Below are 16,226 nucleotides of genomic sequence, written 5' to 3'. Positions count from 1 at the left end.
GGGGCTAGTAGACTAATCTCGGTTCGAAAAGGTAGTGGCGGCCCCAAGGCTTTATGGATAAAGCAACACTTCTGATGTCATCAAACAAGACCGGAGCTGTTCATTTCTTCGTGCCCATATCTTTCCGACAGGGGGCCACGAGGTGGTTGAGGTTGAGACCGACGGGGATTGGGGAAGGCAGCCTGACGGATTCGTCCTTAGGATAAGGTGGATGACAAGCCCGTGTTTCAGATGGGGTTCGGCCCTGCTCCGGCTTACAATACCAAAAATTTTTGTCATCAGGAGTGATGGTAATCTGAGCCTCCAGGACCATTCAATCATCAGAGTGCGCTTTCCACCAACTCAGCGATGTCCAGAATGTTCATCGCGCTATCCGATTGGTTAAGAGTTTTGCCGTATTCCATCATCTTCAGGCAGAAGGGGCAAGCAGTAACCAGCATATCGGCTTTTGTTTTAATTGCCTCGTCAACGCGTAGTTCGCAGATTTTGCTGCCGGTTTCCTCCAGCCACGTTCTGCCTCCACCGCCTCCGCAGCAAAAGCTCTGGCGATGGTTGCGCTCCATCTCAACCATCTGCAAACCAGGTATTGCTGTCAGAATTCCCCGCGGTTCCTCGTAAATTTCCTGATATCGACCCAGATAGCAGGGATCATGATAGGTGACGCTTTTGTTAACGGTCTGCGAAGGCCTCAGTTTACCCTGCATGAGCAGTTCGGCGATCAGCTGGCTGTGATGGACGACCTCAAAGTCTCCACCAAACTGGGGGTATTCATTCTTTAGAGTATTAAAGCAATGAGGGCAGACGGTTACGATCTTTTTGACCCCGTATTTCCTGAAAAGGGCGATATTCTTCCGAGCCTGTGATTGGAAGAGATACTCCTCACCCAATCGACGCGCCGGCTCGCCGCAGCATGTCTCTTCCGGTCCCAATACGCCGAACTTGATTCCGGCAGCCTTGAGGAGCTTAGCCGTTGCAGTGCCAACAATCGCGGGCCTCTCTTGAAGCATGGTGGTACAGCCCATATAGAAGAGCACATCGACCTTGTTATCTTCGGCCATCGCCCTGGTTCCGAGCTTCTGCGCCACATCGGGCCGGGTGTCTAAACTCCCTTTCCACGGGTGGCCCCTGTCCATGATGCTTCGCAGGGCATTTTCAGCGCTCTCCGGTACCCTGGACTGCTCCAGTACAAGATCGCGCCGCATGTCCATTATCTTATCGATATGCTCAACAAAGACGGGACAGACTTCTTCGCAAGCCCGGCAGGTGGTGCAATCCCAGATCACTTCTTCGGTGACGACTTCTTTGCCCATATCCTTGCGGGATTCGGTCGCCATGAGTTTCCCGTTGATCATCGTCTTCACCGTCACGGGATAGACGTCACACAGATGTGATTTAAGGTCTCCAATCACCTTCTTTGGTGAAAGCTTTTTCTGGCTCAGATACGCCGGACAGTTGGCCTGACAACGGCTGCACTGGGTGCAGGCATCCAGGTCCATCAACTGTTTCCATGTGAAGTCCTCGATCTTCGCAGCCCCAAAACTCTCCGGACTCTCCATATCCAGAGGGGCCAATGCCCCTTTGGGGCGTGTAGAGCGGAAAAACACGTTTATCGGAGAAACGAGAATGTGGCTCAACTTGTTGAATGTCAGGGCGATGTATACTACTGCTACGATAACCAGAATCGAATGGATCCACCAAATTATTTGATACTGGAGCATTGTTGAAGAATCGAATATCTGAGCAAACCCGTATCCCAGAAAACTCCATTGCGCCCACTGTGAAGGAGTATCGGCGATTACCTGTCGCAGACCTTCAACGATGTATCCGGTAAGAACCACTACGGCAATCATGGCCAGAGTGATCCGATCATCCGTGACGTTATTCACTTGCGCTGGCTTTTTGATATACCTCCTGAGGGCCGCGCCAAAAACACCCAGGAGCATCAGCACACCGCCGACATCGCCGATGCAAGAGATGGCCAGATAGGTGTGCCCCTCAAGGAATTCATAAATATAATGAGAGATCACATTAGCGCCCGTGGCGATGAGGAGGAAGACCGCACCGGCAAACATGAGGAAGTGGTTGATGCCTGCCCAGGAGTCTAGGAGGAAACGGCTGTGGCCTAGCCTGTCGACGATCCACCACCCAGTTTCCGCTGGTGTCGCCGGGTTTCTGGCTCGGAAAAAGCGGCGGTGAAACACGCCGTCAGCAATCCCCGTTTTGATGAAGTCCTTTATCACTTGCCCTTTATTCTCAAAGCGATTTTCCGGCTTCCCCATCTTCCACAGCCGCATTCGTGTGTACAAGGCATAGAAAACCAGAGCTGTGGCCATGAAGGCCAGGATGTATATTATCCAGCCAAACTCGATATTCTGGAATATCTCTCCCCGCGCTGATTCCGTTACTTTCTGCTCTTTCATATCGCTGTTTCCTGGAAAAGCTGCCTATTTCCTTTTGTCTCCAGCGGACAGTATCTTCTCATCGGTCAGGTATTTCAGCACCATGGAAGCCACTTCCTCGGGTGAGCCTTCAATGAAATCGCTGCTGTTTTTCGCAGCGCCCTGGTCACTTCCTCCCCTCATGAGCCATTGCAACCTTAGATGTGGGGGCAGATCGGATGGAGGTGTAGCGACCTTCTTGGCCCTTGGTTTGGGATAGGTAATTCCGCGAACCTCTACCAAAGACCCGGATTGACCCACATCGGCCTGGCTAAGGTTCAAATCATCGCATCCCCAGGTAACGATTTCCTTCTTTTCTGCCTGCAACCGCGTGCGCGCTTTGGCGTATCTCGGCCTATTGATCCCTGTCTCCACGCTAAATACAGCGGGAAGACCACATTCCACTATCTCACGATCCCCCTTTCCCAAGGATCGATGAGTTATCGCTTTCTTCTCCGGCAGTCGGATATCGATACGGGTCACTGCCGAAATAAATGGCAAACCAAGCAATCCGGCTATCGTCGCCGGCACCTGCTGGCCGTTGTCGTCGATTGCCTGTCTGCCACAGAGGACCATGTCGTATCCTATCCGGTCAATGGCTTTGGCCAAGATCATTGATGTGACATAATTGTCCGATCCTTCAAAGGATTGATCCCACAGATGTACGGCTTTGTCTGCTCCCATTGCCAGGCCGTCTATCAGAGGCCTCTTGCAACGCGGCGGCCCCATCGCCAGGAGAGTGACTTCTCCCCCGCCGGACATGTCTCTTAACCAGAGAGCCTCTTCTAGGGCAAACAGATCGGCGGGGTTGATCACATAGCCGATGATGGTCTCATCGATGGCGTCGGTTTGAGGGTCGAGTCTCAAGCGAGACTCGGGATCGATGACCTGTTTGATGCAGACCACTATCTTCATTTCAAACCTCGGGTTTCAAATCAGTTGGAGTGAATGCTGTTCATCACCGCATCGGCTTTGGCCACCTGCCCGGAGCCGATGATCTGACGCACCCGCTCTGTTATGGCAGGCACAACCTCGCGCAGGTCCCCCACGATCCGAACTTTAGCCGTTTGGAAGATAGGAGCGTTGCGATCTGAATTGATGGCGATGATATGTTGGGAAGCTCTGATGCCCTGCAAATGTTCCGTTGCGCCGGAAATGCCGCAGGCAATATAGAGCTTGGGTGAAATATATTTGCCGGTCTGTCCAATCAACCGATCCGGCGATAGCAGCCCCATATCGACGGCACAGCGCGTCCCGCCCAACGATGCTCCCAGAACAGCAGCCAATTCCTCGATGAGACGCAAATTCTCCCGCCCGCCTACGCCTCTGCCGGCAGCTATAACGACCTCTGCTTCGCGAACATCGATCTTGGCTGGATCGCCCTTGAGGAAACCGGTGATTTTACTGTTGGCGCGATCTTCTTTGGCCGTCACGTTTATCCTGATAATCTCTGATGTTAGTGACGCATTCGGTTCGTCGGTATCGATCACTCCGGGGCGAACGGTAGCAATTTGAGTGATGCATTTGGAGGAAAAGAAACATTTCGCATCGAGCTTCCCCCCGTTGATGGGACGGGTTGCCAGCAGATGATCCTGGTCGCCGATATCGAAGATAGTACACTCGCTGGCGAAGCCTCCCTTAACGTCGGCAGCAAGGAGCGGGGCCATTTCTCTCCCTTTCGGGGTCGAACCGAACAGGACGATGGACGGTCCACGTTCTTTGATAAGATCGGCCAGTAAACGAATCCATGCATGTCCGGTGTACTGCCTCAGCGAATCGTCTTCCACCAGATAAACCTTGCTTGCCCCGTACTGCATGGGGATGGCTCCCAAATCCGATACTCTATCGCCGATGAGCAAAGCGCAAAGGTCCGAGCCCAGCCTTTTTGCCAGTGTCCGTCCTTCCGAAAACAACTCCAAGGAAACCTTTGATAGCTCGCCGCCCTCGTGTTCGGCAAAAACCCACACATCTTTTTTTGCCGCCGATGGCGTTGTTGAGTTCTCTTCCATGACTGCTCCGTTCCGATGACTGCTAGATTTCTCTGACGTGGAAGAAGGCGTCGTGAATGGCGTGCATCGATGAACGCGGTCCCCACGCATCGCCGATAAGGACCAGTTGTTTCACCTTTCCTTTCAGCTCTTTGTATAACTTGTCTTCCGATCGATTATAGGTGCAATACACAAAAGTGTCTACGTTTTCTATGGTGCCTGGTTTGAACGAATGGACATGGATCACGTTCAGGGTCTTGCCGGAAATCCCGGTTACCTTGGTGTTCGAGGTGATGGTGATATTCGGATTGCCCCACAACCTTTGCTTCAGCAAGCCCTGATGCATATGGCCAGCCAGTATGCCGGGACTGGGAGCCGGGGTGACGATTTCCACCTTTTTTCCCTGACCGGCCAGCCATTCGGCGGCGCAGGCAGCTTTCTGGCGAAGCTCCATATCGTAGACTACTACCCGGTTGCCGACCGGCTTGGTTCCCGCCAGTGCATCGGCGCAACTGATAACGTTGGGTTGATCGATACCGGGCATGCGTGGTGCCATAGGCAGTGAGCCGGTGGCAATGATCACCGCATCGGCGTTCTCTGCCAGAATCTTCTCTGCCGTCGCTTCCTCCCCCAGAAGAACCCTGACCTTCAGTTTTTTAAGCTGGGTATTGCGATATCGAATAACCTCCTCGAATTCTCCGCGGGCCGGCACTTTGAAGAAAAGGTTGATCTGGCCGCCCAGTTCTTTGTCCTTTTCATAGAGCGTCACGCTGTGGCCGCGCTCAGCGGCAACCCTCGCGGCTTCCATGCCGCCGGGTCCGCCTCCGACTACGACCACTTTCTTCTTTTCCCTGGCTCGATCCAGGCAAGGCTCGATAGTTCCTCCGAACTCATATTCTCTGCCGCATGCCGGGTTTTGCAGGCAGGTGATGGGTTTGTCATGAGCCACCCGCTCACCACAGCCTTGAAGGCAGCCGATACAGGTCTTGATATCTTCGGCCCTTCCCTCCATGGCTTTCCTGGCCCAATGGGGATCGGCAATCTGGGCTCTGACCAGACCGACCATGTCCACCAGTCCATCGGCCAGGGCTTTTTCCGCTTGCACCGGGTTAACGATTCTGCCCGTAGCGCCAACCACAATATTCTTCACTGCCCTCTTGATCTGGGCATCCAGCGGCAACCACGCTCCAAAGGGAATATAGAACGGCTGGATATTCATATATATATCAGATAGCCCCTTACCATGAGCTGTAGTGATCAGGTCAACCTTGCCGAGTTGATCGATCCTCCGGGCGATGTCAGCCATATCCTCATTTGAAAGCCCTCCGAGTTCCTTCGGGAACATTTCATCGGCAATCAGCTTAAGGGCCAGGATCATATCCGGACCGATCTCGGCCCGCACGCGGTTTACAATCTCAGTAAGAAAGGCAAGCTGCTCGCCGTACTTATCCTGCCGCTGATTAGAGGTTTTCGACAGCGACTGCTGGATCAGTGTGCCTTCGGAAATATGGAGCTCAATGCCGTCCACCCCACCCTTGTTGCCCGCTCTGGAGCCGACAACATAGCTCTCGATGTGCTCTTCGATCTCCTCGATTTCCATCACGTGAGGTATTTCCAATCCCGTCATATCGGGCGAGGCTGAAAAGCCGAAGGAAGGTCTGGGATAAGCTGCGCAGAAGTCTCCCATTGCCATTCCGTAGGCCCCCAGTTGCAGCAGGAACAGGGACCCATGCCTGTGGCAGGCTTCAGAAAGTCTCTTGCACGCTTCCGTAAGGCGTTCCGGGCGAGGCACTTGGTACTCCATATTCCCTTCCTGTCCCAGCTTTCCCACGCCGCAGGTTTTGCTCACGATCGTCCCGCACCCGCCCCTTGCTTTTTCCTCCAGGAAGGCGGCATATCGATCGTCGCTGGGATCGCTGGGCCTCTCATAGGGGCTCACCCCCGTCAATCCGCTCCCGTAAATGGTGAAATGAGCCGGAGAAATCACTCTGTTCTTCGCTGTTTTTTTGCCGATCTTTATGGGGCTGAACAAATACTTGAACTCAGAAGACATTTCTTTGGGCCCTCCTCATATTTTGATAGAGTCGTTATCGATTATCTTATTGTCACTGATTATCCCATATTCAGGCCCAAATTTCACGCCAATAACCCGAAGGGCAGGGTTCCACGGGCTTGCCCGTGGGGGAATGAAGCGGCGTCGATATGATGTAAAATGTGGGGATGGACGTACGATTATCCGGGCATGGCGTATATCGAACCGAATATCACATAGCATGGATAGTGAAATATCGACGCCGCATCCTGAATCCTGGCGTGACGGAATATCTGGAGAGACTTTTTCCGAAGGTGCTGCGAGATATGCCGGGGTGTGAAGTAGTTGAGCTCAACATTCAAATTGATCATGTGCATATGGTGATGATTATTCCACCCAAATATGCAGTAAGCGATGTGATAGGGAGAATGAAGGGTAAGACGAGCAGCAAGTTGAGGAAAAAGTTTGCCTGGTTAGAGAAGGTTTACTGGAAAGAAAACATAGTGTGGTCGCCGGGGTATTTTGTGTCAACAGTTGGGGTAGATGAAGCAAGGATCATCAAATATGTTCGTTGGCAGGAAAGCCAGGATTCAGGTCAAGCGAAGCTTGAACTGTAAAAGTGCCACGGGCTTGCCCGTGGGTATCTACGAGAGTCAGAGCTCCGCTGGCGCACCACTTGACGCACTGGGGGTTCGGCGGTTCGCCACATATATCGCATTTGAGCGGGGGCTCTCTGAATACTGGTTTACAGGACACAAGGGCCGACATATCATGTGTTCGTCAAACTCCTGTTTCGGGAGCCATTTCAAGCCCGTATTTTTCGGCATGAGCCGATAGTATTTCCCAAATTTCCATGGTGAATGTTTCAGCGCTTCTGCTATAAGGGAACACACCGAAAGCTTATGTCACCTGCCCTAATGAGGCTCAGGTGCAAGAAAGGAAATGCATCCGCTGATTGACACCACGGCTCTTGTACCTGGAAAGCGTTCCTCTTGTAGTTATTATGATTATCGCGTACAATTGAGCCAGTGGCATAACCAAGGTTACCAATTTCCCCAGAAACTCCTTTGACTTATCAGCGCAAAGGTCTCTTCAAGGCAAGGTTCCTTAAGATATTGGATGACCGAAGTTCAGTTCACAATTTTTTAGATAGGAGGTCATCCAATGAGTTTCACCGACAGAGAAATGCAGTGCGCCGATTGTGGGGCTACGTTCACCTTCACGGCAAGTGAACAGGAGTTCTTCTCCACCAAAGGCTTCACCAACGATCCTAAGCGTTGTTCATCGTGCCGCACAGCAAAGAAGCAGGAGCGTGGCGGAGGCGGGAGCGGCAGCTATGGAAGCTTTGGCTCAAGCAGGCAGATGTATCCGGCCGTGTGCGCCGCATGTGGCAGCAAAACCCAAGTGCCGTTCGAACCTCGCTTGGACAAGCCTGTTTACTGTAGCCAGTGCTACAGCAACCAGGGTGGCGGATCCAGAAACAGGCGATAGTCCCTTCACCGCAAAAGACTAAAAAGAGGCCGGGTTCTTGCCCCGGCCTCTTTTTTCCCTGGGTAGTGCTGCGCCGTGTTTGAAGCACGGCTACTAAAACCTCTTGTGTTATCAATGCGCGAAAGAGGGGCAGGTCTGACTTCTTTGCACATAGCCGTTGGACTGTTATCTCATCAGAGCTTATGCTACCCTTCCTCTCTGTTCGGGTTCTTTACCCCTTTTCGTGTCGCATTTCAACTGATGGTTTAAAGTCGACCCCAAACAGGAGAAAGCCATTGTCGCGGTGAAACCTAGACCTGCATTTCGCCCCATCTTTGAAGTTGCCATCATCAAAGAAGGTTCAGCTGCTAATAAGAGGGCCTCCGATTGTATAATCGGAGGCCCTCAAAGTTTCTGGTGGGGAGGACCGAACTTTATGACAAAGACAGACTTGTGATTCATCTCATCTGTCTTTTGAGAAAAGCCCCAACCTGCCCTGGTGCCTTTATGTCAACTACTCTTCAGGGTACTTCCACCGGGCTTGTCTTCATGTAGTTCACGGCCAGCAGACCAAAGTCTGAGATATCCACGATGCCGTTGCGGTCGAAATCTGCCCTTGGATCAAAGTCCGCATCCCTCGTGCTTTTCATAAACGAGGCTGCCAGAATGCGGAAGTCAGTGTAATTGATGATCGTGGAAGTGATTTCCAAGCCAGTCATATTATTCGCGTTCCCCTCCAGAAGGGTACCCATGTATACCGAATCAGCGGGACCGGTAATCTTCTCATTCTTCTTGACATTGATCAGAGTGTGTTTACTGACTACAGTAACATCGTATATCCCTTCCGGGACCTTTTCGACCGTGTAAATGGCTGTGGCCCCGGCTTTTCTGGTGGTGTCGGTGCAGATAGCCACTGGTAAATCCCGCAGTACATTGGCCCCCGGCTTGAAGAACTTGACCGTAAGAGGGATTACCCATCCCTTATCGGGACGGGAGGAACCCTGCAAAGTTACGGATATATCCACCTTGACCTCGTCCGTTATCGTCACGGCATAGTCCTCCACCTCTCCATTGGGGGCCAGACCGAAAGGAGTCAATCCGTCCGTGTTGTTGCTGATGCGAACCCGGGCGAAGCTAAGGCCTGGAACTGCGTCGGTCGGCACGCTCACAGTGAGGGTATGAAGTCCTGCGGAAAGATAACCGGAGTATATCTTTTCTCTCGGGTCCTCCCACATGTGGTTGGCATTCCAGTCTATCCAGGCATCCACACGTCCACCGCCGCCAACCATCACAGATACCTCTGCCGATTTCCCGCGGATCAGGATCGGGAAATCCACCCCGTCTTCATCGGCCGTTCCGTGAGTATCATCGCCGGCGGCTAGTGCCTCCGGCTGTCCATCGGCTTCAACGTCCGGGGCTATCTTACCCAACCATGGCCCGTCGATAACATGGCGGGCGCCGTCGCTGATTGCCCGGGTGGGATACCCGTCACCCAGGGAGGAGCCAAACTCGGGGGCGTCTCCCCAATCCAGCCGCGATGACTCGACTACGTTGACCCTCACAGCGGCTTCGGTCATCGCCTTACCGTCGGAGGCAAAGTAAGTGAAATTGTCCTCTCCGTCATAGCCGGGGTCTGGAGTGTAGCTCAGGGTGACGTCATCGATGGCCACAACCTTGCCGTGCAATGGAGCACTGCCCGGAATTGCGTTGAGCGGGTCTGGATCGGCATCTTCATCATTGAGCAGAGGATTGATCAGATTGTCCTGGCTGTCGATCATGACATTGAGGGTATCGTCCCAGGCATCCGGGGCGTCGTTGACGCTGTAAATCTTGACGGTGACAAGAGCGGTATCCGTCGACTGGCTAGCGTCGGCGATGGTGTAGCTGAAGTCGTCCTCGCCGTGAAAATCGGGGGACGGCGTATACAAAACATGACCGTTGGCGATTGTTGCAGTCCCGTGCGCCGGCTGGCCTACTCCGGCAATCACCAGCGGTCCTTCCTCTTCGGCTTTATCGTTATCCAGAACATCGATCACCACATCAACCGAGTCCTCGGCCATCTCGGCCTGATCATCGATGGCGTCGGGAAGCGAAGAGGAGCCCATATTTATGGAAACGGTAGCCTGATCATCGGAAACAGTGGTCCCATCGGTCAGACGAACGGAAAAGGCAGCGAGCACCTCCTCGGCCTTCTGAATATTTGAATCAATCCTCTCCGATGGGAACCATTCCAGTCTCTCCCCGTAGAGGACGGTGGTCTCACCCGGAATTACCGGATTGCCGTTCTTGAAGAGCAAGCCTCCTGCATTCACAGACTCGATGCGGAACCCCACGCTGTCCATATCGGGCTCCACAAAATCGGATTCCGATAGCAACATGTCATAGGTGATGATTATCCACTCCCAGGGTGGCTCTGGCGGCCTGAACTTCAGTTCCTTCTCGTAGATCAGAAAGGGCGGCCGATTATTGTTTCTTGGGAGGATGGGAAAGTTGGCTGTCGACGATGCCCAGGGGTGTTCTTTGCCGTCCGTCCATGTACCCTGATTGCCGGTATACGTGCCGCGGGCGATGGCATAGGGGTCATGGTCATGGGCGTAGACATAGGCATCGTAGGAGTTGTTGTGTCCGTTGATAAGGGCATCGGCATAGGCGTTGGCGAAGCCGTTTCCCCAGCTGGCCTCATAGTGATTGGTCGCAGAGGCGGCAAAGATATCGGATGCGGTTGGCAGCAGATCGTCGATCATTCCTCCGGCAAAGCACTGGGTGTGAACCACGGTGGTATATCCGGCTCCCACCAAGTCCAGCCAGTCATTCAGATCGTCGTCGGAAATGTTATCGCCCCAGCCGCAAAGAACCTCTTCGCCCTGGCTTGAGGGGACATTTTCCGCCCCGCCGCCGTGATCAAAAGAATAGAACAGGAAGTGATCGTCGCTGTCCACCAGGGGAGGAAGCGTTTCGGTCAGCACGGTTTCCAGATTGTCCGAAGTCCCGGCCATCACGTAAGCCGCGCTCGCGTAGGACATATCGGAATTAATATTGTCGGAGCGATCGATTGCCGAATTGGTGCCGTCGGCGTAGAGTATCCAGATGTGGTCGGCAGAGATAGGGAAATCGCTCAGCAGCGTCTGGTACATCTTCTTGATATTATCGTAGTATCTGGGAAAATTCTTGGCCAGCCTGATGCCGCCGGCAAAAAGCACTGCGTAATTCTGGATGGGCGCGGCATCAATATACAGCTGATAGTCGCCCACCACCAATTCGTCCTTTGCCAGCACCTGCACATAGTAAGCAGTGCCTTTGGAGCCTTTCCATGTGATGGGGCTGCCATCCGAGGAGGCGAGCCGATTACCCTCGGCATCGTACAGATTGAAGAACAATTTATCCACCCGGTCATCAGAATTGGCATCGAGGCTGAATTCTCCGTCGCTCAGCGCTGTCCATTTGAACCAGTCCTCTTGATTGGGTTCATGAATGCCCAATCCGGTTCGACTCTGGTTAAGACTGCCCAGGTCGACGGCCTGCGAGAATTCATCGTTAGGCTCAAACGAATCCGGTCCGAAAGGCCGAATGGTCACCATGTAGTCCTCCACCTCGCCGTCTGGGGCCTGACCGGTGTAGAGAGGTTTCAACGTCTCCGAAAGTGGTCTGGTGGTGAAGCGAAAGCGAGCATAAGTATCACCGGGATTGGCCTCAATTGACGGTTTGACAAGGTGGGCGGAGAAGCCTGCCGGAATCCGCACGTCAGCCAGCGGATATTCGCCCGCATCATCCCAATCTCCGTCGCTGTTGAAGTCAAACCAGGCATTGAGATACCCGGCTACACTGGCAGTCACCCCGATGCGGGAAGTGGCCCCGGCTCTGAGAGCCGGGATGGCCACGCCGTCCTCGTCATCCGTCCGATCCAGGATATCATCTCCGATGGCATTGATATGGGGTTTCCCGTCAGTGTCAGCCTCCACCCATTGACCCAGATAGACCTTCGGGTTAATAAGGTGACGCGCGCCGTTGTTGGCTAAAGTCGTCGGAAAGTGGGCAACATCAAACCCTTCCGGTGCATCTCCGAAATCAAGTGATTCTTCTGCAGCCACCTCTTTAGTGGGAGGAGATTCGTTGGTTGAGGCGCCAGCAATCGCGCCAGGCACCAATCCGGCCAGAAGTAACAGAACACCTGCCAGCAGTAAGAAACGCTTCATTTCAGAACCTCCTTCTGTCATGCTGATTGTCCCAAAGTTGAGGATCGGGCCGTCGCAAAACAAGGGGGACAGCCAGCCAACGTCTTTTTGCCCGCATCATTGTAAGGACTGACGGATTATGACTGAGCCAATTTTGGCAACAGGAAGTTGTCACTGTCAAGGCTTGGGGCTTGCTATTGTGTAAAGGACAGGTAAATAATGGGTGAAAAATTGGTAAATTCAGAAGAGGCTGTATTTATCGGCCCGTCGAAAGCCGGATTCTGCTGCTTGATAATAGCTGACATGCCAAAGAGGGAACGCCATCCGCCGCGGCCACAGAAAATGCAGATTTTGCGTGCCACAAGGATTTCTTATTGAAGTTGGAGTGCTGTTAGGCTTCGAGGTGTTGGACTTCGGCCGAATTGTCTGATCGCTGTGTCCGGGACACACTCAGTTCTTTCCACGTCGATGTTAGTCGACTACCTGCCCGGAGCTTATACCCCCCCGGTTCGGTTTCTTTACCCCCTTTTGTCTCCACATGTGGGATAGGATTGGCGTATCGCAGATTCATCCACAATGTGCGCAGCTACTTCCGGAGGTACAAGCGCCGCAGTCTTTAGTACCGCCCATTGTCTGGAAACTGCCCTCAGGACCTCTGGAACGGGCGGCAAATGTTGAAATCTTGCGTCTTGCCTCGTTCTTGCACTTGGGGCAATCGGCCGGTTCATGAACCTTGCTCATAGAACGTAGCAAATCGAACTTCTCACCACAAGCGGAACATCGGTATTCATAGATTGGCATGATTCTCCTTCTGAGGCCGCCATATGTAGAATAAGCGACTCCCTTATGATGTTAAATCTCAATAGCAATCAAGTCAAGATTGAAGTGGATCTGGTCTGGTTGTCAGCTTAACGCAGATTTCCATTCCGGTGAGGTCAACGAACACGATCCAAACATAGTGTCTGTTCATCGCCACGTTCATATCCAGAAAATTCAGCCAATAGGTCCAAACTCAGGAGATCAACGGTTGCAGTTATTTTTGATGCGTAGTTTTGAATCTCCGGCTTTCGGTTTGTGGGCTGCTCCCAAGGCCATTTCTGTTTGGGACGAGCCTCTCATAACATCCCGTGCGCAATTGTGTAGCAGGTTGATTCCTATGTCGAGAGGAGAGTAGGATAAATAGGAATGAATTTCTTTCCGAATGAGAGGTGAAACCCCGTGCGGCTACAGTTGACGAGAGGAAGGATTGCGTGAAGGCACTATCTGATCTGAGGATAATTGAATATGCCAATCTGGCATCCGGGCCCTATTGTTCAAAGCTGATGGCTGACCTCGGTGCAGAAGTGGTCAAAATTGAGGAGCCCGAGGTTGGAGATGAGTCCAGAAGAACAGGCCCTTTCCCGCGCGACATTCCTCATCATGAGAAGAGTGGACTCTTTCTCTATCTCAACACCAACAAGCTTGGTGTGACCTTGAATGCAAGGACCTCCACCGGCACAAGAATCTTCAAGGAACTCATCAGAGAGTCCGATATCCTGGTCGAAAACAACCCGCCCTCGGTGATGAAAAGCCTGGGTCTCGAATATGAGGTGCTCAGAGAGATAAACCCACAGCTGATCATGACCTCGATAACTCCCTTTGGACAGAATGGTCCCTATCGGGACTACAAAGGCTGCGACCTCATCAGCAGCCAGATGGGAGGAGTGGGATACCTGACGCCAGCCAGAGTGAAGGACCGGGACCGGGAACCACCGCTGAGAATGGGGGGAAGGCAATCCGATTTCATGGCGGGTGTGATGGCAGCAGTGGTCACTATGTCTGCCGTAGTTGGACGCCAGGCAGATGGCCTCGGGCGTCATCTTGACGTTTCTGTCTGCGAAGCAGTGGCTTCAACCATGGCGCGTGATCTAGCCGTGTATTCATATGACAAGGTGTTATTCGGCCGGAGGTCCGGCATCTGCTATGTTTACGGTGCTCTGACCTGCAGGGATGGCTATGTTCAAGTGCATTGCCCCGAATATCGTCATTGGCGGTCTTTCCTTGACGCAATGGGCAATCCTCCGTGGGCAGATGATGAGTTGTTTAAGACACACCAATCAAGGACCAATAACTGGCATCTCCTTGAGCCTTTGATCTCGGAGTGGAGCAGGAGACTGACAAAAGAGGAGATATACCGTATCCTCCAAGGAAAGGGCGTGGCTTGTAGCCCGGTCAATACAGCGGAAGAAGTTCTGAATTCGGATCATCTGGCTGCCCGGGAGTTCTTCGTAGATGTAGACCACTGCGAGGCAGGTAGACTAAAGTATCCTGGGTCGCCCTGCAAGTTCTCTCAAACCCCGGCAAGGATCAATCTGGCTGCGCCTCTTCTGGGAGAACACAATGAGCAGATTTACTGCTGCCGACTTGGCTACGCCAAAGAGGATCTGGTAGAAATGCGAAAAGCAGGGGTGATTTAGATGGACAATGCTCAAAGCGTTCCTTTGAAGGGAATCAGGGTTGCGGATTTCACTCGGGTGCAGGCAGGACCTCAAGCAACCCTGTGGCTGGCAGTGATGGGAGCCGAAGTGATCAGGATCGAGAGCAAGCAGCGTCCGGACAACTTGAGAGTTCCCTATACTGCCCTCGGTACCAACGCGGCTGATGCGGATCTGAATCGAGGCGCTTACTTCACTTCCCTGAACTATAACAAGAAGAGTTGCACCCTCAATCTTGCCCGGCGCGAGGGTATAGAAATCGCCAAGAAGATAGTCAGCATCAGTGACATTGTGGTGGAAAATTTTTCGCCGGGGGTTATGGAGCGCTTTGGCCTCGATTATCCATCTCTGAAAACACTCAAGCCCGATATTGTCATGGCTTCCATATCCGGCATGGGACAATCGGGACCCGATAAAGACTATATTGCCTATGCCCCGTCCATACACGCCTATAGCGGCCTTTCTTCGCTGACCGGATACCTCGGGGAATCCTGCGGCATTATGTCATTGGCCTGGTCCGATGCTCTGTCTGCTCAGTTTGCCGCGTTTGCCATTCTGTCAGCGCTGCATCACCGGTCGCGAACTGGCGAAGGACAACATATTGACGTCTCCCTGGCTGAGGCAACCATATCGGCACTTCCTGAGGCCATGATGGACGTGGTGATGAACCGCAGATCTCAAAAGCCCAGAGGGAACAGGGACGACATAATGGCGCCTCATGGCTGTTATCGCTGTCGTGGGGAAGACCGATGGGTGGCCATCGCCGTCTCCAGCGAAGAAGAATGGACGGCCTTCTGCAGTGCCATCGGTAACCCAAGTTGGAGCAGTCAGGAGAGATTCTCCGATATGTTCAGCCGGTGGCAGAATCAGGATGAACTCGATCGTCTGACTGAGGCGTGGACGATGAGCTATACGCCATACGAGGTAATGGAAATCCTACAGGGGGCTGGTGTAGCAGCTGCCCCCTGTCTGGGCACAGACGAACTGCCTGAAGGCCCTCATTTGAAAGAAAGAGATCTGTTTCTGGATATGGATCATCCCGTATTGGGAAAAGGAATACAGTGTCGCATACCCTGGAGGCCCGGCCCTCTCCCTGGAGGCAGCTACCAACGATCTCCGCTGATCGGTGAGCACAACGATTATGTTTTCCGGGAGTTGCTGGGTATGTCTGAGGATGAGTTGAAGAGTCTCGTTGAACAGAAGGTTGTCTATTAGAACAGACCGGATTAAATGTGCGAAACTCATTCGGCCAGTTTCAGGGGATGCCGTGCCATAAAATCAGTCCGTATATCAGTCCGGACATCAGTCTGACGACTGATGTCCGGACTGTATTGTCTCAAATGGATTCGGTGAGAGTGTAGTGTAAACAGAGGGAAGCTCCTTATCATACAGACGCGCAAATTTACGCCAGTGTAGGGAATTTATAGCGTAAACATACAGCGCAGTTGGCTTGGGTCGAAGTGCAGTCCGATTTTCTCTAACTGAGAGAAATCAAAGCCGAGTCCTTCCGGAACCGCTGGATTCGAGCCTTCCGTGGCGACAACGAACGGCGGGTCGTTTTTCGGAGCATACCGAGTATACCGAAACATCTGAGGTTCATCCTGCACCAGAGACAATATCTCGTCTCGGGCTCATGTTGTGTTGGAAGTGAG

The 16,226-nt window shown here is 52.9% G+C and carries 10 protein-coding genes; 4 read left to right on the top strand and 6 right to left on the bottom strand.

Annotated elements, in window-relative coordinates; all coding sequences use genetic code 11:
* Nucleotides 1-320 precede the first annotated feature (320 nt).
* Genes PHV74_05465 through PHV74_05450 form a run of 4 tightly spaced genes read right to left on the bottom strand, consistent with a single transcriptional unit; the run spans nt 321 to nt 6,479 of the window.
* Nucleotides 321-2,420 (bottom strand): heterodisulfide reductase-related iron-sulfur binding cluster, encoded by a 2,100-nt coding sequence (locus PHV74_05465; protein ID MDD5093812.1) that lies wholly within the window; start codon nt 2,418-2,420, stop codon nt 321-323.
* 24 nt (nt 2,421-2,444) lie between these two features.
* Nucleotides 2,445-3,353 carry an electron transfer flavoprotein subunit beta/FixA family protein gene (locus PHV74_05460; GenBank protein ID MDD5093811.1) on the bottom strand — a complete coding sequence of 303 codons (909 nt, stop codon included), beginning with the start codon at nt 3,351-3,353 and terminating at the stop codon, nt 2,445-2,447.
* 20 nt (nt 3,354-3,373) lie between these two features.
* Nucleotides 3,374-4,447: an electron transfer flavoprotein subunit alpha/FixB family protein gene (locus PHV74_05455; GenBank protein ID MDD5093810.1), complete on the bottom strand. Its 1,074-nt coding sequence runs from the start codon at nt 4,445-4,447 to the stop codon at nt 3,374-3,376.
* Between the two features lie 22 nt (nt 4,448-4,469).
* Nucleotides 4,470-6,479 carry an FAD-dependent oxidoreductase gene (locus PHV74_05450; protein ID MDD5093809.1) on the bottom strand — a complete coding sequence of 670 codons (2,010 nt, stop codon included), beginning with the start codon at nt 6,477-6,479 and terminating at the stop codon, nt 4,470-4,472.
* Nucleotides 6,480-6,646: 167 nt separating this feature from the next.
* On the opposite strand from PHV74_05450, the gene tnpA reads away from it, so the two are divergent.
* Together tnpA and PHV74_05440 are read left to right on the top strand one after the other, a co-directional pair.
* Nucleotides 6,647-7,075 (top strand): IS200/IS605 family transposase, encoded by a 429-nt coding sequence (gene tnpA, locus PHV74_05445; protein MDD5093808.1) that lies wholly within the window; start codon nt 6,647-6,649, stop codon nt 7,073-7,075.
* Nucleotides 7,076-7,622: 547 nt separating this feature from the next.
* On the top strand, nt 7,623-7,949 hold the full coding sequence (locus tag PHV74_05440) for a zinc-ribbon domain containing protein (protein MDD5093807.1): 327 nt from the start codon (nt 7,623-7,625) through the stop codon (nt 7,947-7,949).
* Nucleotides 7,950-8,449: 500 nt separating this feature from the next.
* Here PHV74_05440 and PHV74_05435 read toward each other — a convergent pair whose 3' ends face one another.
* Nucleotides 8,450-12,121, bottom strand: coding sequence for an Ig-like domain-containing protein (locus tag PHV74_05435; GenBank protein MDD5093806.1), 3,672 nt, complete (start codon nt 12,119-12,121; stop codon nt 8,450-8,452).
* A gap of 546 nt (nt 12,122-12,667) precedes the next feature.
* Nucleotides 12,668-12,901 carry a zinc ribbon domain-containing protein gene (locus PHV74_05430; protein ID MDD5093805.1) on the bottom strand — a complete coding sequence of 78 codons (234 nt, stop codon included), beginning with the start codon at nt 12,899-12,901 and terminating at the stop codon, nt 12,668-12,670.
* Nucleotides 12,902-13,350: 449 nt separating this feature from the next.
* Between PHV74_05430 and PHV74_05425 the strand changes: the two genes are divergently transcribed.
* The gene (locus PHV74_05425; protein MDD5093804.1) at nt 13,351-14,556 is read left to right on the top strand and encodes a CoA transferase; all 1,206 of its coding nucleotides are present in this window, start codon (nt 13,351-13,353) and stop codon (nt 14,554-14,556) included.
* A complete protein-coding gene (locus PHV74_05420) occupies nt 14,557-15,789 on the top strand; it encodes a CoA transferase (protein MDD5093803.1) in 1,233 nt (410 codons plus the stop codon).
* Nucleotides 15,790-16,226 lie beyond the last annotated feature (437 nt).

Source organism: Dehalococcoidia bacterium (assembly GCA_028711995.1).
In the GTDB taxonomy this organism is placed as follows: Bacteria; Chloroflexota; Dehalococcoidia; order SZUA-161; family SpSt-899; genus JAQTRE01.
This window is presented reverse-complemented; position numbering and strand designations above follow the sequence as displayed.